Here is an 18,005-nt window from a genome sequence, read left to right on the forward strand (position 1 = left end):
AGACGCTCAGAAGATCCACAAGCAACGACCAATCTTACAAGAGACGCTCGCTACCGCTACACAACCGAGGTGTGAGGCTTAACTAAAGACGGATGGCGTCGCCTGTCATCCGGGATACGCCGACACCGGCTTACAGGGACGGATGGCCGACGAGAGCGGCAACCCGCTCATGAAAGCCGGAACGAAACTCGCGAACGCGCTGCTCGCACAGGACGCCGCACAGGGGGCGTGGCCATTGCTGTACGCGGCGACCGCGGACGTCGAGGGCGGCGCGTACGTCGGGCCCGGCGGGTTCCTCAATATGCGTGGATCGCCGACGGTGATGCGCTCGAACGAAGCCTCCTACGATCCGGAGGACGCCAGACGGCTGTGGGCGTACTCGGTCGAGGAAACCGGGGTGCCGTTCCCGTTCGAGGAAGACATGGCTTCCGTGGAGCACGAGAAACCGACGTGACGCCGGTCCCGTGGACCATAGCTATTTTGTTGTGCTTGTGGATCGGTACCTATGAACGGGAATCGATCGAGGACGATCGACCGGCGGACGTGGAGACACGGAACGACACGTCACGGGGAGCAGCGATGAACGGAATTCACGACATGGGCGGCATGCACGGATTCGGTCCGGTCCCCGTGGCGGACGACGCACAGTTTCACGCGGACTGGGAGCGCCTCGTCTTCGCGATGGTGAAGGGGGTCCGGCCGCAGGGCGTGTACAACATCGATCGAAGCCGATACGGTATCGAACGGATGGATCCGGCGGCATACCTCTCGGCAAGCTATTTTGAGCGCTGGCTCGCGAGCCTCGAACGTAACCTGATCGAGGCGGACGTGGTCTCAGCCGAGGAGATTGAGGCGGCACACGAGCGCGCACTCACAGCGGACGATCCAGCTGACATCGTGTGTGACCGGCGTGACCCCGACCTAGCGGCCGGTGTGCGGGCGGTGTTCGAGGCCGACGCCGACTTCGAGCGCGAGGGCGACGACCCGGCCTTCGCGGTCGGTGACAGTGTCCGGGTTCGGAACATGCATCCGGAGGGACACACCCGCTGCCCGCGGTACGTTCGCCGAACGTCAGGAGAGGTGGTGGAGGTCCACGGGAACCACGTCCTCCCTGACGCCAGCGCACACGGTGAGGAACGAGCGGCACCACTGTACACGGTCGGGTTCGACGTCCAGGACGTCTGGGGATCGGACGCCGAGAACCGCGAGGACACGGTCCACGTCGATCTCTGGGAGCCGTATCTTCGGGCCGATGAAGAATCGGGAGGTGACGACGATGGGTGACGACCACAGCGACCACGAACGGGACCACAGCCACGACAACCACGACAGCCACGACAACCACGACGACCACGACAGCCACGACGACCACGAACACAGCCACAACCATCCACACGACGACGAAACCTTCGCTGATCCACGGCCACGCGTGCGAGCGATCCAGTCACTCCTCGTCGAGGAAGGACTCATCTCGACCGATTCCGTCGACGAGGCCATACACGCCTACGAAGAGGACATCGGACCCCGTAACGGCGCACAGGTCGTCGCCCGTGCGTGGACGGATCCCGACTATCGGGAGCGGCTTCTTGCGGAGCCTGAGGCCGCAATCGAGGAGTTCGATTTCGACGTGGGCACCCAGCATATACGCGTGAAAGCGAACACTGCGGACGTCCACAACGTCGTCGTCTGTACGCTCTGTTCGTGTTATCCGTGGTCCCTGCTGGGACTCCCGCCGACGTGGTACAAAACGCCGGAGTACCGATCGCGTACCGTCCGGGAGCCACGAGCCGTACTCGCGGAGTTCGGGCTAGATCTGGACGACGACGTCGCCGTCAACGTCTGGGACTCCAGTTCAGAGATCCGCTACATGGTGCTCCCGTGCCGTCCCGAAGGGACTGACGATCTCACTGAAGCGGAGCTCGCGGAGCTCGTCACCCGCGACGCGATGATCGGCGTCGAGCGACTCACAGGTCCCGAGACGGCCGACTCGGGTGACGAAGCCGGGGCGGCGGCTGACGGCGGTACCGCCGACCCGACGGGCGCGTTCGCGGAGCTGTTAGGCGTCGACGCGGAGCCGACGTTCCGCACGCCGTGGCAGGCCCGTGCGTTCGGTGTCGCCGTTGCGCTCTACGACGGCGGGACCGGATTCGACTGGTCGGCCTTCCAACGGCGACTGATCGCGGCCGTCGAAGAAACGCCATCGGACGTCGTCGACGCAACGGTCGACGACGACACGGACCACCTCAACGGCAGCGACGTGGAACGGATCTACTACGAACAGTGGGGAGAGGCGCTCGAACAACTGCTTCTCGATCACGACGTCCTCGACGCCGACCGGATCGACGGCCGGGCGGCCGAGTTCGCCGCCGGCGAGCGCACCGCCGCGGAATTCGTTGAGGGCGAGCGCGGACACTAAGCTGGCGGAGCCGGCGGCAACGATCCAACGGCGGCGATAAGGAAGCGGCGCCATCGGCGGGGAGTCGGAGCGGTGGACGTGTGAAGTATCGGCCTCGAAGGAGCTCCGCTGCGATCGAAGAACTCGCCCGGTTGGTCGCCGGCGAGCGAGAGCTTTCGTCTGAATCCCGGCATCCCCGTGAAGGACGGGGTTGCGACGTTCCTAAAGGGATCGAACAGCATCTCATGGAGCGCTGCCTCCGTGGGGACGTCGGTTGGGCTTCCGTTCTGTGGAACCGTTTGTGGACCCCAACCAGCCGGTGCGATCCTCAGACTAGTATTTAGTTGACATATTTACGGCCAAGTTTTTAAATAAACTGCTAGGTCCGCTCACCGGAGCACGTCCAATCTTATCACGAATGACGCAGCCAGTCACCTCGATGAAATCACTCGTCTCGATAAGCCGCCGATCGCTTCTCGCCTTCATCGGCGCGGCCGCGACGCTGCGTCTGCAGGGAGGGACGCTCCCCGAGCAGTCGACGACGGAACCGGACGGAGCGCACACGGCCGCCGAGGGACAATACCCCGCCACGGTCGATCGGATCGTCAACGGCGATCACGTCGTGCTACTTGTCGAGGCCCGCGACGAGGTCGTCACACAGTATGACGTGGCGCGGACAGCACTCCCGATGGTTCAGGAGGGTGATCGGGTACTCGTCACGATAGCGGACGCCGCGCTCACCGTCGTCCGCACCGAAGCGGGGACGTGGCGACGGATCGAGCGAGTGCAGCCGACGTCGGAGGCGTGGTGAGCCCGATCGGTACGGCAGACGCTAGGGTTATCATCATCATCGCACGGACCACCTCACAGGGACAAATCAACTCGCCACAAGCAGGCAAATCACTCACCATGAGCAGGCAAATCGTCTCGCCGCCGTTTCCTCATCCGCCCGCTTCGCTCGTGGGGAGGGGGACAACTCGATCTTCAATCAGAGCCGAAAGCGCTTCGAATGGAAACCGGGCAGAATCAGGATGTCACCTCCCCGATTTGAACTCACCGAGACGTTCCTGCTCGCTTCGCTGCGCGGGCCTGCGGCTCGTCTGCTCAAATCGGTAGTACATTGTTCACTGCTCACGGCTCGGTCGCTACGCTCCCTCGCATGTTCGCAGGAAAATGCCGCCTCCCCGATTTGAACGGGGGACAGCTCGATCTTCAGTCGAGTGCTCTCCCAGGCTGAGCTAAGGCGGCTCGCATCTTGACCAAAGCCGAATCGGGACAAAAGGATTTCGAAAAGTCGGCGGCCTCGTCGGGGTGGTTCACTCCTCCCCCGACGAACGTGGACTTATACACGCGAGGACGTTATCCGTGACAGCGATGGACGGCGATCGACGGCGGCGCGAGCTGCTCGCCGGCGTCACCGGCCTCACCGTGCTTGGCGGTGCGGGCTGTCTGGACCGCGAAGGCGACGGCCCACCGGGCGAGTGGCGACTCGTCCTCGAGGAGACGTGGGAGACGTTCGATACCGACCGGTGGGCCGTCGGGTTCATCGACAGGGAGGACTGGATCCCCGATGACGACGCGACGGTGAGCGCCGACCACGTCGCCGTCGAGGACGGCCGCTGTGTCCTCACGATCGAGTCGGACGGGACCGGACCCGACGGCTGCAAGCAGGGGGTGATAAACTCCAGCGTCGGCGGGGAGCAGTGGCATCCCGAAACCGGGGTCCCGATCGATCCGGAGCCGGCGACCTACGTCGAGGCACGGCTGAAGCTCCCGGGCCGCGTCGGGATCCTCCCCGCGTTCTGGATGCACCCCGCGGACATGACGTGGCCCCCCGAGATCGACATCGTCGAGCTGTTCCAGCGGGACCCCTCGCGGGCGGAGACGGAGCGACGGACCCTCTCCGTGGACGTCCACTGGAGCGACTCGGGGAAACCGGGCGACCGCGACACACACCGCCACGATCCGACTTCGATCGAGACGGAAATCGATCTCACGACGACGTTCAACGTGTACGGCTGTGCGTGGTACCGTGACCGCATCGAGTGGTACTTCAACGACCGACGGGTACACACCGTACACTCGTCCTCGGCGATGCTCGAATCGCTGACCCACGAGGACGCCAGACCCTTCGGGTTGATCCTCTCGAATCACGTGAACCGGATCGGGCGGGCTGACCTGACCGAGCCGTGGACCGAGCGGCTCGTCTGTGACTGGCTCCGGGTGTGGGAGCGGACGTGAGGGTGTGGGAGCGGACGTGAGGATCACTCGGCGACCGGTGCCGGAAGCCGAAGGGTGATCTCGGTGCCGCGGGGGTCGGCCTCGGCGACGGCGATCGAACCGTCGGACCGCCTGACCGTCCAGTAGACTAACCAGAGGCCGAGCCCGCTGCCGTGATACAACGAATCGACCGCCTGACCGGTCGTGAGCACGTCCCGATCCATCTCCGAAAGTCCCGGCCCGTCGTCGACGACGCGCAGCTCCACGGCGTCGCCGGCGGTCGTAACGCACAGGGTAACCGACGGCACCGCACGGTCGTTGTGGATGATAGCGTTGCGAACCAACTCCTCTATCGCCTTCTCGATGTTGACCGTCACCGACGCGATGGCGCGCTCCGGCGTGTCCACGGTTACGTCCGCGACGAGCTCGGAGGCGTCGATCCTGTCGGCGATCAACGCGGCCGTCCGGGAGAGATCGATGCGGACGGATTCGGGTTCCTCGCTGAGCAGGTTCGTGATCGCGCGCGATTTCTCCCCCGTCGTCATCAGCGCGTCCGCGTAGGTGACGATCGTCTCGGCCATCTCGGCGAGCTCCCCGTCGGTTTCCGACCGAAGCTGGTCGGCCCGTCCCCGGATCACCGTCAGGTCGTTCCGGAGGTTATGCCGAAGGATGTTGTCCAGTACCCGCAGCTGTCGCGCGCGCTCTTTAAGCTCCGTCACGTCACGACAGATCGCGAACGTTCCCGTGAGCTCGCCCCCGTGGTCGTAGAACGGATAGCGCCGCGTATCGAAAACCGCCTCCTTTCCGGATCGTTCGAACTCCGGGGAGATCGAGTAGCCCATCGGCGATTCGGTCTCCATCACCTCCCGTTTTTTCCGCGCGATCCGTGCCGATGAATCCGCGTCCATGAACGAGACCTCATCCGTTCCGAGCAGCTCCTCGGCGGGGAGGCCCGCAAACTCCGCCAGCGCCTCGTTGACCAGCTCAAAGCGGCCCGATTCGTCCTGGATCATGATCGGATCGCTCAACCGCTGGACGATGTCGCGATGTCGCTTGAGCCGCTCCCGTAGGTTCTTCTGTTCGGTGATGTCCATCTGGACCGCGACGTAGGCCGTGATCTCGCCGGTATCGTCAAGGATCGGCGCGATCGTCTGATAGGCGGTGTATTCGCTCCCGTCCTTGCGGTGATTGACGATCTCGGCCTCGAAGGTCTCGCCCGCCGTGATCGTCTCCCACAGGTCGGCGTAGTACGCATCGGACATCCCTCCGGAGGACAGGACGTTGACATCGTCTCCGATCACCTCCTCGCGATCATAGCCGGTTATCTCCTCAAAGGCGGGGTTTGCATACTCGATATGGCCTTCGAGATCGGTGACGAAGATCGCGTGGCCGGCCGCCTCCGCCGCCTGCTTGAACCGTGAGAGCTGTCTGACGTTCGAGTCGAGCGTCAACGACTGATCCCGAAGCCGAAGAAGCGCTCGAATTCGCCACTCAAGCTCGACTTGCCGAATCGGGAGCATCACGATCTCGTCGACGCCGGTCCGCAGGACGTTGTCCGCGATCTCGCCCCGATCGGTTTCGATGATCCCCTCGCGGGCCTCGGGGACCAAGAGCAACACCGGCAACAGGACCGGATCCGCGTCGGATTTAGCCCGTTGTAACTCCTCGCTGAACGTCTCGATGCCGCCCCGATCGACGATACAGAGGTCGAACGCGCCCGCTTCCACGGGCTCGTCCACGTCCGCGAGGGCATACGTGTCGTGAGAGACGAGCCACTCTTTGAGCACTCGCTCGTTGCCCTGGTCCGCGACCAGCGGGTAGATACGTGGCGGATCGGTCGATGAATCCGGCGGTGTGTCGCTCATCTTTGTGTCACGCTAGGCGTCGTCGTGCCAGTTCGGCGTGCCCGTCAGCACCCCGCGGAGGCCCGATAGCTCCTCACCGATCTGGAGCCCGTCGGCCGTGATATCGAGCGTTCGAAGCCCGGTCTCGAACGCACTCGACCGCATTTTAACCACGCCGATACACTTCTGAAGCCGTCCCTTATATTCGACGTGCCGGAGGATGATGATCCCGTCGGCGAGGTGGCTCACCTGTTGTTCGGTCGCCCGGAACTCGCCCGTTATCTGATGGACCTCGTTCGTCACCAAGCCGGTGACGTTCATGTTCCGAAGGTATCGGCCGATCTTGATCAGCTGGCGGGTCACGTCGGCTTGATGGCCGCGAAAGGCCCGTTCGTATCCGCCGACGCCGTCCAACATCACGACCTCGGCGCCCGCCTCCTCGACCTCGGTCCGAAGTCGATGCGTGAACGCATCGAGCGACAGCTCGTCCGGACCGATCTCCACGATCGACACGGTCCCGTCGTCGATCGCCTCCCGAAGCGGGATCCCGACGGCGTCCGCGCGGGCGAGCATCGTTCGACGACCCTCCTCGAAGCTGTAGACGACCGCCCGATCCCCGGCGCGAGCGGCTTGACTGAGGAACTGTAAGCCCGTCGTCGTCTTGCCGACACCGGCCGGTCCACTTAAGAAGGTGACCGTTCCCGTCGCGATTCCGCCGTCGAGGATCCGGTCGAGTTCGGCGACCCCCGAGGGGAGGACGTCCGTGGGACGCTCGCGACGGTGCCGGGTGGGATCGAGCCGTGGCCATACCTGCATTCCATCGTCGTCGATGGTGACCGTATGTGCGCCGTCACGGGAGGACGACCCGCGGAACTTCGAGACCGAAAGCGTGCGGTGACCCATATCGTTGTCGAGCGTCACCACGGTGTCGGCGAGGAACTGGAGGTCGTCGTCGGGAAGCGATGTCGCAGCCTGCGAGGTCAGGAGAGTCGTCGTACCCATCGATTTGAGGAAATCGAGGAGGCTGAGCACCTGCCTTCGGAACTGTCGGGTGTCCGGTGCGAGGTGCCGGAGAACCGTGACCGGGTCGATCACCACCCGCTCCGGTTCAACCGCCTCGACGACCTCGCGGATCGACCCGACGAGCGACGGCTGTTCGACCTCGCCGGAGGCGAACAGCGTGTACGTCGAATCCTCCTGAAAGGTCTCACCCGCCGGGGAACGGTCGAGGAACTCGACGGCGTCGAGGTTCAGCCCGAACCCCCGGGCCGTCGATTCGAGGTACGCCTTCGGCTCGCCGAGGTTGATATAGAGGTTCGTCGCGTCCGGGTCGGTCCGCGTCGTCAGAAAGTGGAGCCCGAAGATCGTCTTTCCCGCGCCGGGTGCACCCCGGAGGAGCGTCGCGGATTCGGGCAGTAGTCCGCCCATGAGTACCTCATCCGCCCGTGGGACGCCCGTGTGAATCCGTGAATCCGTCATCGTGGCCCTCCGGCGGTCCGATCCTCGTCGAACAGCCCACCCCAATGGCGGAGGGTCTGCACGTGTCCGACGCGCCCAGGTCTGCTTCGCACCATACGATAGGGATCGTTTCCCGCCGAGGGCATTAATACGCTCGTCTGACGGGGTGTCAACCGTCCATAACGTTACAGATAGCGAATCCGGAATATCCCGATCCATCGGCTCGATGCCGGAGGAGTCCCGCGTTGACGGGAGCACCGGTCCCGTTTGCACACCAGGAATCAAGGATTCCGAGGACTCTTCAGGCTTGTGAAGGCGTCACGAAGCCTTCGGCGGCAATTGCCGTTTCGATTCCTCGCCTCGACCGCCCCGCTTATGTGCGTGCGCTCCCCCACCACGTCTGACTCGTGTACCGCCAACGAACGCCACGCCGAACGTCCGGCGCGGGGCGGACGGACACCCCGGCCCGGAAGCGACGATGACCACCGACGCCGAGCGCGTCGGCTGGCCGGAGTCGGCGCCCCTTGTCGACGTCCTCGACGGCCGACGCTGGATCGCGACCTCCCTGATCGTCGGCGCCATCCTCACCGTCGGCTGGAACGTCACGACGACGGGGTCGATCGAGGAGCGGCTCCTCCGGGACGGCCTCCTCTTTCTCGTGATCCCGGGCGTGCTCGGGCTGCTCGCCGGCGAGCACCTCGGCTGGCGGATCGACCGGCTCGCGATCCGGAACACGGTGCTTCTCTCGCTCTTTGTCGCTCCCTTCTACCTGGTCGGCTCGACGCTGCCGACGGTCCGGGAGCACTACCCGATGTGGCCGGTCGTGCCTGAACTCGGCGCGTTCGTCCCGCACGCCGTCCAGCTACTGGTGCTTGCGCTGGCGGCGGAGACGTACTATCGCGGCCTGCTCTGTGTCGGCGTCCGGGAGATCGGCTTCAAGTGCGTCTTCATCAGCCCGGTTGCCTACGCGATCGCGCACGTCCACAGCCCGCCGATCGAACTGCTGCTGTCGGCACCGGCCGACGTGCTGTTCGGCGCGGTCGACTACCACGCGAACTCCATCCTTCCCTCGTTCGTCGCCCACGGCTTCGGGCTCGTCCTGCTCGACTGGCTCGTGCTTCACGACCCGATCGTCGAGCCGGAACGGGTCGTCCGCCACCTCGACTGGCTTCCCGTTCCCTTATAAACTCGCGCGGCGATCGGCTCGCGTAGTTCGAATCCGCTCCCTGCTTCGAATCCGCTCCATTGCTGCTGCTCGCGGAGTTGCTCGCAGCAGTAAGTGGGACCGCCCGGATTCGAACCGGGGTCACGGGCACCCAAGGCCCGAAGTATACCACTAACCCACGGTCCCGCGAGTCTACGTAGCCGGATGAACGGGTAAAGCGTTTCGTTCGGCCGGCCATACCGGCAGCCGTCAACGACCGTCGATCCGTTTCAGCGGACGCCGACACCCGCGCTCGCCTCGGGGAGATCGTACTTTTTCACCGGGAGACCGAGTTCCTCCAAGGCACCCTCCATGTGGCGATCCTGTGCGAAGTCCGCGCCGTCCTCCTCGCGCAGCCGCTGGGCGGTTGCGAGCACCTCACCTTTCCGATCGAGGGGGATCTCGTATTTATCCGAGGAGAGTTCGATGACGAGCCCGTTGTTGTCCCGCGTGTAGATCGAATGGAAGACGCCGCGGTCGAAGACGTTGTACCCGTGGCCGGCCGCGTCCAGCGCCTCCATGATCGTCTCGTACTCCTCGGGGTCGACGCTGAAACAGAGGTGGTGAACCGCGCCAACGCCGGGCCGTTGTCCCGGCGCGGAGGGACGGTCGTCGCTCACGAAGACGGTGAGGATCCGTCCGTCACCGGTGTCGAAAAACAGGTGCGTCTGGGAGGGGTCATCGAGATTCGGTTGGCGAAGGACGAGCGGCATGCCGAGGAGGTCACGATAGAACGCGACGGTGTCGGCGGCGTTGCTCCCCCAGATGGTGATGTGATCGGTTCCGATGGTGTGAAACGGTGCGTCCGGCCGCTCCGGGGTCACCGGCACAGGATCGTCGTTCGTCATGCCCACAACTACGACGGCAGCCCGGATAAACCCGGAAGGGACCCCTCGGTGACCCGCTGACGTCGGGGTTATCGGCCGGGAGCGAGCGCCGACGCCGTCGTATTTATCCGCGGCCGCTCCCTCGTCCGAGACGAAATGATGCTTCCGACGCACGTGCTGGTCGGCTTGGCGCTTGCGACCCCGGTGGCCATGAACGCGTCCGCGACCGGTGGCGCCGACCTCGCCACGCCGATCCTCCTCGGGGCGATCCTCGGGAGCGTCTTCCCCGACCTCGACGTGTTCGCGGACCACCGCCGGACGCTTCATTATCCGACGATATATCCGCTGTGTGCCGTTCCAAGCGTCGCGCTCGCGGTATTCGTTTCGACCCCGGTGACGGTCGGGCTCGCCGCCGGGATCGTCGCCGCCGCCCTCCACTGTCGGATGGACCGATACGGTGGCAGCCGGGAGTTCCGGCCGTGGGAGCGGAAATCCGACCGGGGCGTCTACGACCACGTCGGGGGGCGATGGCTGCGCGCGAAGCGATGGACCCGGTATGACGGGTCGCCACGCGATCTGCTCGTCGCCGGCGTCGCCGGCATCGTTCCCCTCACGCTTCTCGACGGACCGGTGCACACGATCGCGCTGGGCGCGCTCACGGTCGCCGTCGCCTACACCGCGTTCAGACGGCCGATATCCCGGGTCGCAGACGGCGTTGCCGACGCGATCCGTCGGGCCGTCACGCGGGTCGGGGACGGGTTCGAACGCCGATAGACGGCCGCAGGCGAACCGGGCCGGGATCACGGTGAGCGAGCGGCCCATCGTGGGTCGATACAGCAAAGGCGGACGCCCCTGTGGTGGGTCCATGGTCGTCACGGAAGTGCCGTTCGACGCCCTCGTCGTCTTCGGGATCATCGCGGTCGCACTCGTGTTGTTCGTGAGCGAGGTGATCCCGAACGACGTGACCGCCATCGGGGTCATCGCCACGCTCGTCGTGTTGGGGCCGTGGACGGGCGTCGACGCGAGGGGCGCGATCTCGGGGTTCGCAAATCCGGCAACGGTCACCATCGTGGCGATGTACATGTTGAGCGCCGGCATTCAGGCGACGGGGCTCGTCCAGCGGCTCGGGATCTATCTCGCCGACATCACCGCCGGCAAGGAGTTCCGCGCACTCGTCGCCACCGTCTGTACCACCGGTCCCATCGCCGGGTTCATCAACAACACGCCCGTCGTCGCCGTCTTCATGCCGATGATCTCCGATCTCGCCGAATCCGTCGGGATCAGTCCCTCGAAACTCCTGTTGCCCCTCTCGTATGCGGCGATCCTCGGCGGGACGCTCACCCTCATCGGTAGCTCCACGAACATCCTCGCGAGCGATTTCGCCCGCGTGTTGATCCCGGGTCGCGACGGGATCGGGATGTTCGAGTTCTCCGGTGTCGGCCTCCTCGTGCTCATCGTCGGAACCGCCTATCTGTTGACGATCGGGCGACGACTCGTACCGGCACGGGTTCCGGTCGACAGCGACGCCGTCGAGGAGTTCGATCTGGAGGATCACCTCACCGTGATGCACGTGCGCCCGGATTCAGCGGCGGTCGGCGAGCCGGTCGAGGCCTTCGACGAGACACATCCGAAGGTCCGGATCCTGCAGCTCCGCCGCGGCGAGGAGGCGTTCAGCGCGCCACACACCGACCGTGTCATCGAAGCGGGCGACGAGCTCGTCGTCCACGGCACCCTTCAGGCGGTCAACCGCTTTCGCGAGACGACGGGGCTCGGACAACGGCTTCGCGAGGAGGTGACCGAAGAGAGCTTCGAGGAGGCGCCGACGGACGACGTTCTCGCAAAGGCGGTCGTCCCGGATGATTCGCGATACGTCGGCGAGACCGTCGCCGAAGCGGGGCTCGCCGAGTTCCACCGAACGGCCGTGCTCGCGATCCGCCGCGGCGACGAGGTCGTCCGAACCGACCTCGCCGAGCGAACCCTTCGGCCGGGCGACCTGCTGTTGATTCGAACGACCCCGGAGTCGATCCGGTATTTCGCCGACACCGGGATGTTGATCGTCGCCGACGAGCGCGCCTACGACCGGCTCGCGGAGATGGACGTCGAGGCGGTAGCGCCGCTCTCACCGAAGACGCCCGTGATGGTCGCGATCATGGCCGGGGTGATCGGGGTCGCCGCACTCGACCTGTTACCAATCGTCATCGCGGCGCTCGCGGGCGTCTTCACGATGATCGTCACCGGCTGTCTGCGGTCTGCCGACGCCTACGACGCCGTCTCCTGGAACGTCATCTTCCTCCTCGCCGGCGTCATCCCGCTCGGGCTCGCCATGGAGGAGACCGGCGGGGCGGCCGCGATCGCCGAGGTACTCGTCGCGACCGAGGCGGTCCTGCCGCTTTTTGCCGTACTGTTGTCGTTCTATCTCGTCACCGGCCTGCTGGCGAACGTCATCACACCCGTCGCGACCGTCGTTCTCATGATCCCGGTCGCCGTCGACGCCGCCGCCAGCCTCGGCGCGAACGAGTTCACCTTCCTCCTCGTCGTGATGTTCTCGGGAGCGACCTCGTTTATGACCCCCGTCGGCTACCAGACCAACCTCATGGTCTACGGTCCCGGCGGCTACGAGTTCGCCGACTTCCTGCGGGTCGGTGGGCCGCTACAGCTGCTTTTAGCCGTCGTCACCACCGTCGCTATCTGGCTCGTCTGGGGGCTATGACGGTGGAAGTGAGAGCCCGCGGGGATAGAATCCGAGCCGTTGTGGTAACTCAGGGCCGCTGCCAGACCTCCGGAGCGACGCCAAGCGCCCGGGCGACGACCGGATACCCGAACGCGATCACGAACACGATGAGCAGCGACTGCCAGAACGCCAGCGATCCGATAAACGTCTCGATCAGCGCGAGCGTCACGAACATCACGGCGAACATCACCCCCCAGTGGGGAGCGAGTTGACGGACCTTCTCCGCGGTGGATGGCATGGCCATCGTTGCGGTCACACGTGTTAGTGCATGTCGATCCGGGAAGACGGACGCGAAACGGGCGGGGAACCCGCCGTGGGGGACGAAACGAGGTGAAACCGCAGGATCAGTACCGCGACGGGACGAACGCGGCTGCAACGAGCAACAGCGAGGAGAGCACGCCGATGATGACGATCCGCCAGAGGCCATCACCCTGCTGTTCGAGCCGCTCGACCTCCGCGAGCTGTGCCTCATAGGCCTCGATGTCCGACGAAAGGATCAACGTCTCACCGTCGGGGAAGTACGCGATGAAGTCGGTCTCACCGAGGGTAACTTCCGTTTCCTGTGAGATATCCTGTGAGAGCTCCTCCGGACCGGTCCATGCGATGGTGACGTCGTTTTCGGTGATCTCCTCGACGGTCACCGTCTCGTCGGCGTACTCGAACGTATCGCCCAGCGCATAGGTTCGCTCCTCGGGCTCCGGGAAGTACTCATCGACCGGAACGAACTCCTCCTCACCGTCCTCGTCGGTGATGACGACGTACTCCTGGTCGTCGAACTCGACGGTCTCGTTCGCGGCGGCAGGATCGTCTTCGAGGATCGCCTGACGGTCAAGGTCCTCGATCAGCGTGAACTCCTCGGGCTCTTCACCCTCGATATGGACGGTCCAGTCCATCCCGTCGACTTCGACGGCGGACTCGTTGTCCCATATCTCCGTCTGATCCGTCTCTTCAACCCACTCGACTACCCCGCTGCGTTCGATCTCGATGTCGCCGAGTTCGTCTTCCTCCTCGGTTTCAGAGATATCGGCGACCGTGAACTCGATGCCGTCCACCTCGAATGTATCACCCTCCGAGAGCTCGAAATCCGGGTCCTCGAAGGTGAGCTCCGGGGTCTCGGCCGTCACGGCGAGCACACCCGCCACGCTCGCGGCGAGCAGAAAGATCGCGACGTATGCGGCCACAGCGCGTCGTTGCATGATTTGAGCATGGGTCACCCGTCGTATAACGGTTACTAACGCGGGCGACGGGCGGGCCCGAACACACGGAGAGACCACGGGCAGGCCCGAGCACACGGAAACCGAAATAACGGAACCTATACCATGACGACGCCGGCTATCAACCGATAGATGAACCGGACAGCCGACGACCGACCGCCGAGCGAACTGAGGTAGCGTGTACCCGAACGACATCAACGAAACCGCGAACGACATACTGGGCTACTCGCGGTGGTGGCAGGTCGCCGCTGCCGCCGTCATGATGGCCATGGTGAGCCCGTATCAGTACGTCTGGTCGGCCCTCGAGGGGCCGCTCGCGGCCGAACTGGATGCCTCGCTCTCGGCGCTCGGGTTCGTCTTTACCGCCTTCGTGATCATCATGGCGCTCGTGCAGTTTCCGGCCGGCTGGTGGCGGGACCGGCACGGACCGAGGGCGGTCACGTTCGCGGCCGGCATCCTCGCCGGCGGCGGCTACGTCGGCTTGGCGTTCGCGACCGAGCTCTGGCAGGTGTATCTCACCTACGGGCTCGGGGCGGCGGGCGTCGGGATGGTCTACACCGTCGCGGTCAACACCGCCGTCAAATGGTTTCCCGATAAACGCGGGCTGACCACGGGGATCGGCACGATGGCCTTCGCGGCCGGCAGCGCCGCGTTCGTCCCCTTCATCCGATATATGATCGACGCGGACGCGCTGTCGACGGGACTCTGGAGCATGGGGCTGCTCATCGGGGTCGGGATCGTCGTGGGGACGGTCGTGCTCAAGGACCCGCCGCACGACTGGGCGCTCGCGGGGAGCACCGATCCGGACGCCCCGGCCGACGACTCGACCGACGAAACCGAGGCCGTCGCCGACGGCGGTGACGGGCGTCGCCACTACACCTGGCGGGAGATGGTCCGGACATGGCAGTTCTGGGCGATGTACTTCATGTTCTTCGCGGTGAGCGCGGCCGGGCTCATGATCACCGCACGGACGATCCTCTACGCCGAAGCCGTCGGCCTAACGGCCGCGACGGCGACGATCGCCGCGACGTTGCTTCCCATCGGCTCCGCAGGCGGCCGACTCGTCATCGGCGGGCTCTCCGACCGCGTCGGTCGGGAGCTGATCACGGCCGTCTCGTTTCTCCTCTGTGGGGTCGCCACGCTCGCCATCGTCGCCTTCGGGATCCTTGGAAGCGGCATCGGCTTCATTTTCGCGGTCGCCGTCGCGGTCTTCTTCTGGAGCTCGCAGTTCTCGCTGTTCCCGAGCCTCGTCGGCGACTACTACGGAAGCCGGTACTCCTCGGCGAACTACTCGCTCGTGTACTCGGGGAAGATGTGGGGCGGCGTCTTCGGCGGCGGCGTCGTCGGCTGGCTCGTCGTCGTCATCGGCTGGGACCTCACGTTCGTACTCGGCGGCGTGCTAGCGCTGGCCGCCGGTGCGGTCGGGTTCCTCTTGCGGCCGCCAAGTTCCGGTACACCTGGCGTGGATCGATAACGTGATCGATCGTAAACGGTGCGGTAGGGGACCGCGGTGTGCGGCCGAGCCCCAACGGTCCACCACGTGAACGAACGGGTGCAACCGGTCTCGATAGCACGGCGAGAATGCGGTGTCAGCCAATTGGATACGCCATCCGAGTTCGATTCCACCGATCGAAGGCCCAATGTCACGGACCTTGGTCATCAATCAACCGCTCATAACACGTGACCGTCCGGTCGCGAACGTCCGCCATCGTGACGCCGTTTCGCGTGGCGAGACGAAGTGCACCACCCATTCCAACACCCTCTTTGCCAACGCCCCGATGGTAGGCGGATAGTCCCTGATGGTCAGTTCGTTCGAATCCCGGATCGGTGACGGAAAGGCACAGTCCGAGTGATGCCGCCGAACTCTCCAGATCGACCGTCTCGTCTTCATGTACATATCGCGTGGTTGCGAGCGCCAATTCGTCCGTCCGACCGAGATGGCGAATCACCGCCGCGACGGCAAGCATTTGGGTTCCGCCCGCGAGGGTGACCCGCGCCCCGGTTTCACGTGCACCAACGACGATCCCGCTCACCACCGCGATAACTGGGTCACCCATCAAGCGAATGGCCGCAAGTGGATCGGGAGCAGTATCACCGGGACCGATGTTGCTCCGTTCTAAACCCATAGCCACGACGTTCCGCTTGCGCTCAACCGGGTTCGTCGGTAACGAGGAGGACACACCATATGGTTCACCAAGCGCAGTCATCACGCCCAGCGCGGTGGTCGTCCCACCGGGAATGCTCTCGCCGATCGTGATAGCGTCATCCGGTTGCGCACGACCGAGCGATCGAGCACGCTTAAAAAGGGCGCTGGCATTGGGGACCGCGATCGGTTCCCGGATATCGGTACCAGGCCTCCCGCCAAGGGCGAGAGTCGGTGCCGCCGTGTCGGCCGCGAGCCCCGCATCCACGACGAGGAGGTCGAAATCAATCATCTCGCGGACTGCTCGTGTTATCACCGCAGGTGTCGGACAGCCGGTCGGGCTCACCGGCGTCACGGGTGCACAGATGGGTCGACCGTATTCGACGATTTCGGCATCCGCCGCAGGGGTGTGTTGGAGCAGCTCGGGAGCGTTGCCCGCCGCACTGAGCCCGTCAAGCATCCCGGTTTGCGTACAGCCGACGACGAGGATAACCCTCATCGGATTCGGTCCGTCCATCGGGCGACAGTCGGGGGAGTGACGTTCACGACGATCGATGCACACACCGTCACAAAGCCTTGTTCATTGCGATCGGTGCCCGTTAGGCATACCGGTACGGGAGTGGGTTGGGGTGAGCGCCACGGTCGGTGATCTGTGGGGATCGGACCGGAAGCTCCTGGCGATCTCGAGAGAGGCTGCCGCATGAATATGAACTCAAGGGCCGGTTGTGAATAGCCGATATCCATTCAACCCAGGGGCTGAGGCGGTCGCTTTCGGGTATCGATCACGTTGAAAACGCACCGCCTCACCTTTCGATCCGTATCTACATACCGCCCGACCGAGCCGGCAACAAACCATCCCCTACGAGATCATCCGCATCGAGATCGAATTCGGGCCGCAACGTTCGTCCTCATCCTCGTCTTCGACAAGCGATAGCCGGCCCGACGCCTGATCGGAGCGTGGACATCGCTTACTCACAAACTCTACGAAAAGAGGACAGCCACGGACGGGACATCAGACCGCAGGCCGTGTTATTCGTCGAAGTCGAAATCCGGTGTCCCGATCCGGTCCGCGAGCTTCAGCGTCGCGTATCCGAATAGGATCAGCGCGATCCCGACCCCGAGAACATCGAGATTGATGTTCACCGCGGCGAGCGCCAATAGAAAGAAGGCGACCATAGCCACGCCCATGAACAGGAGCAGCGCCGCCCCGAGCCCGACTGCGCCACCGGCCATCTCTCGGGAAGAGACATCGCTCCAGATACTTTCCCCGCCGTTATCATCGCCGCCGTCAGTCATGGCGGAGGTTCCCGTTGACATGCGTTACTGTGGAACGTATGGTTGTAAAAGTCTTGTCTTGCGCTTGACATTCTTACGAGTAGCCACGAAACGACGGTGAGGTATTATTCTAACCAGCCTCGGTCCGTAACGCCTCGCGGGGAGTCAATGCGATTCACTGAGTAGGGTTTGAACTAAAGTTTATAAATAGGGTATCAAGCCAAGGGCCGGATTTGAACCGGCGTAGGGCGGCTCTGCAGGCCGCTGCGTCTGACCGGACTCTGCCACCTTGGCGCAATATGATTTTACCCGGTAGGCCGCTTAAGTTCATCGAACTCCGCGGCTCGGGCAGGAGCGACGTCGATCACGAGTCGACGCGACACCGAGCGTGACCGCCGAACCGAGGTCGGCCTCGACACCGCTGTCGGCTCCACGGTCGAATAGGAGCCGACGAAGGGACGGACGCGCCGCGCTCCAGTGACCGAACTCGAGGTGCAGATCCAGGCGTCGTCACTCACCGGGATCAAATCCCATCCGCTGTGGATGCTGCTGAACAGACGGCCGTTCGGCTATGTGGGTTATGAATGTGGTATGAATGGCGAGGCGGCGAACTGCACGTCCCAGAGGATCTCTCACTCCAGTACCATCCAGTACGCTGGTGAGCTTAACTTCCGTGTTCGGGATGGGTACGGGT

15 protein-coding genes, 3 tRNA genes, 1 rRNA gene and 1 pseudogene are annotated in these 18,005 nt (G+C 64.4%); 9 read left to right on the forward strand and 11 right to left on the reverse strand.

Annotated elements, in window-relative coordinates:
- Positions 1 to 97 precede the first annotated feature (97 nt).
- The 4 genes and pseudogenes from CHB65_RS15755 to CHB65_RS15770 all read left to right on the forward strand — a co-directional run.
- Positions 98 to 454, forward strand: a pseudogene (locus tag CHB65_RS15755) (hypothetical protein); the annotation flags it as partial.
- 125 nt (positions 455 to 579) lie between these two features.
- A complete protein-coding gene (gene nthB / locus CHB65_RS15760; RefSeq protein ID WP_089385985.1) occupies positions 580 to 1,284 on the forward strand; it encodes a nitrile hydratase subunit beta in 705 nt (234 codons plus the stop codon).
- A complete protein-coding gene (gene nthA, locus CHB65_RS17555) occupies positions 1,253 to 2,416 on the forward strand; it encodes a nitrile hydratase subunit alpha (protein WP_179213696.1) in 1,164 nt (387 codons plus the stop codon). Before nthB ends, nthA begins: the two co-directional genes overlap by 32 nt.
- Before the next feature lie 418 nt (positions 2,417 to 2,834).
- The gene (locus tag CHB65_RS15770; protein WP_089385976.1) at positions 2,835 to 3,206 is read left to right on the forward strand and encodes a hypothetical protein; all 372 of its coding nucleotides are present in this window, start codon (positions 2,835 to 2,837) and stop codon (positions 3,204 to 3,206) included.
- Between the two features lie 363 nt (positions 3,207 to 3,569).
- On the opposite strand, the gene CHB65_RS15775 is transcribed toward CHB65_RS15770, so the two are convergent.
- Positions 3,570 to 3,643: transfer RNA gene (locus CHB65_RS15775), tRNA-Phe, on the reverse strand.
- Between the two features lie 126 nt (positions 3,644 to 3,769).
- On the opposite strand from CHB65_RS15775, the gene CHB65_RS15780 reads away from it, so the two are divergent.
- Positions 3,770 to 4,636 carry a glycoside hydrolase family 16 protein gene (locus CHB65_RS15780; protein ID WP_089385977.1) on the forward strand — a complete coding sequence of 289 codons (867 nt, stop codon included), beginning with the start codon at positions 3,770 to 3,772 and terminating at the stop codon, positions 4,634 to 4,636.
- 23 nt (positions 4,637 to 4,659) lie between these two features.
- Here CHB65_RS15780 and CHB65_RS15785 read toward each other — a convergent pair whose 3' ends face one another.
- On the reverse strand, positions 4,660 to 6,480 hold the full coding sequence (locus tag CHB65_RS15785) for a PAS domain-containing protein (RefSeq protein ID WP_089385978.1): 1,821 nt from the start codon (positions 6,478 to 6,480) through the stop codon (positions 4,660 to 4,662).
- A gap of 12 nt (positions 6,481 to 6,492) precedes the next feature.
- Positions 6,493 to 7,938 carry an ATPase domain-containing protein gene (locus CHB65_RS15790; protein WP_089385979.1) on the reverse strand — a complete coding sequence of 482 codons (1,446 nt, stop codon included), beginning with the start codon at positions 7,936 to 7,938 and terminating at the stop codon, positions 6,493 to 6,495.
- 457 nt (positions 7,939 to 8,395) lie between these two features.
- Here CHB65_RS15790 and CHB65_RS15795 point away from each other — a divergent pair, with 457 nt between their 5' ends.
- Positions 8,396 to 9,103 (forward strand): CPBP family intramembrane glutamic endopeptidase, encoded by a 708-nt coding sequence (locus CHB65_RS15795; RefSeq protein ID WP_089385980.1) that lies wholly within the window; start codon positions 8,396 to 8,398, stop codon positions 9,101 to 9,103.
- A gap of 94 nt (positions 9,104 to 9,197) precedes the next feature.
- Here the strand turns inward: CHB65_RS15795 and CHB65_RS15800 are convergent.
- Positions 9,198 to 9,268: transfer RNA gene (locus CHB65_RS15800), tRNA-Pro, on the reverse strand.
- Between the two features lie 83 nt (positions 9,269 to 9,351).
- Positions 9,352 to 9,969 carry a VOC family protein gene (locus CHB65_RS15805; RefSeq protein ID WP_089385981.1) on the reverse strand — a complete coding sequence of 206 codons (618 nt, stop codon included), beginning with the start codon at positions 9,967 to 9,969 and terminating at the stop codon, positions 9,352 to 9,354.
- 138 nt (positions 9,970 to 10,107) lie between these two features.
- Between CHB65_RS15805 and CHB65_RS15810 the strand changes: the two genes are divergently transcribed.
- Positions 10,108 to 10,722, forward strand: coding sequence for a metal-dependent hydrolase (locus CHB65_RS15810; RefSeq protein WP_218818975.1), 615 nt, complete (start codon positions 10,108 to 10,110; stop codon positions 10,720 to 10,722).
- A gap of 91 nt (positions 10,723 to 10,813) precedes the next feature.
- Positions 10,814 to 12,658 (forward strand): SLC13 family permease, encoded by a 1,845-nt coding sequence (locus CHB65_RS15815; protein ID WP_089385983.1) that lies wholly within the window; start codon positions 10,814 to 10,816, stop codon positions 12,656 to 12,658.
- Positions 12,659 to 12,707: 49 nt separating this feature from the next.
- Here the strand turns inward: CHB65_RS15815 and CHB65_RS15820 are convergent, their stop codons facing one another.
- Together CHB65_RS15820 and CHB65_RS15825 are read right to left on the reverse strand one after the other, a co-directional pair.
- Positions 12,708 to 12,917 (reverse strand): hypothetical protein, encoded by a 210-nt coding sequence (locus CHB65_RS15820; protein WP_089385987.1) that lies wholly within the window; start codon positions 12,915 to 12,917, stop codon positions 12,708 to 12,710.
- A gap of 106 nt (positions 12,918 to 13,023) precedes the next feature.
- Complete coding sequence (locus CHB65_RS15825; RefSeq protein ID WP_245810007.1) at positions 13,024 to 13,875, reverse strand: hypothetical protein; 852 nt, start codon at positions 13,873 to 13,875, stop codon at positions 13,024 to 13,026.
- Between the two features lie 196 nt (positions 13,876 to 14,071).
- Between CHB65_RS15825 and CHB65_RS15830 the strand changes: the two genes are divergently transcribed.
- Positions 14,072 to 15,367 carry an OFA family MFS transporter gene (locus CHB65_RS15830; protein WP_245810008.1) on the forward strand — a complete coding sequence of 432 codons (1,296 nt, stop codon included), beginning with the start codon at positions 14,072 to 14,074 and terminating at the stop codon, positions 15,365 to 15,367.
- Between the two features lie 169 nt (positions 15,368 to 15,536).
- Here the strand turns inward: CHB65_RS15830 and cobT are convergent, their stop codons facing one another.
- The 4 genes from cobT to rrf form a co-directional block, all read right to left on the reverse strand.
- Entirely contained in the window at positions 15,537 to 16,535 is a 999-nt protein-coding gene (gene cobT, locus CHB65_RS15835) for a nicotinate mononucleotide-dependent phosphoribosyltransferase CobT (RefSeq protein ID WP_089385990.1), read from the reverse strand.
- 530 nt (positions 16,536 to 17,065) lie between these two features.
- Complete coding sequence (locus CHB65_RS15840) at positions 17,066 to 17,353, reverse strand: hypothetical protein (RefSeq protein WP_089385984.1); 288 nt, start codon at positions 17,351 to 17,353, stop codon at positions 17,066 to 17,068.
- Positions 17,354 to 17,529: 176 nt separating this feature from the next.
- Positions 17,530 to 17,605 (reverse strand) — tRNA-Cys (locus tag CHB65_RS15845).
- A 304-nt stretch (positions 17,606 to 17,909) separates the two neighbouring features.
- Positions 17,910 to 18,005 (reverse strand): 5S ribosomal RNA (gene rrf / locus CHB65_RS15850); the annotation flags it as partial.

It is taken from the genome of Halorubrum vacuolatum, from assembly GCF_900188065.1.
GTDB classification, from domain to species: Archaea; Halobacteriota; Halobacteria; order Halobacteriales; family Haloferacaceae; genus Halorubrum; species Halorubrum vacuolatum.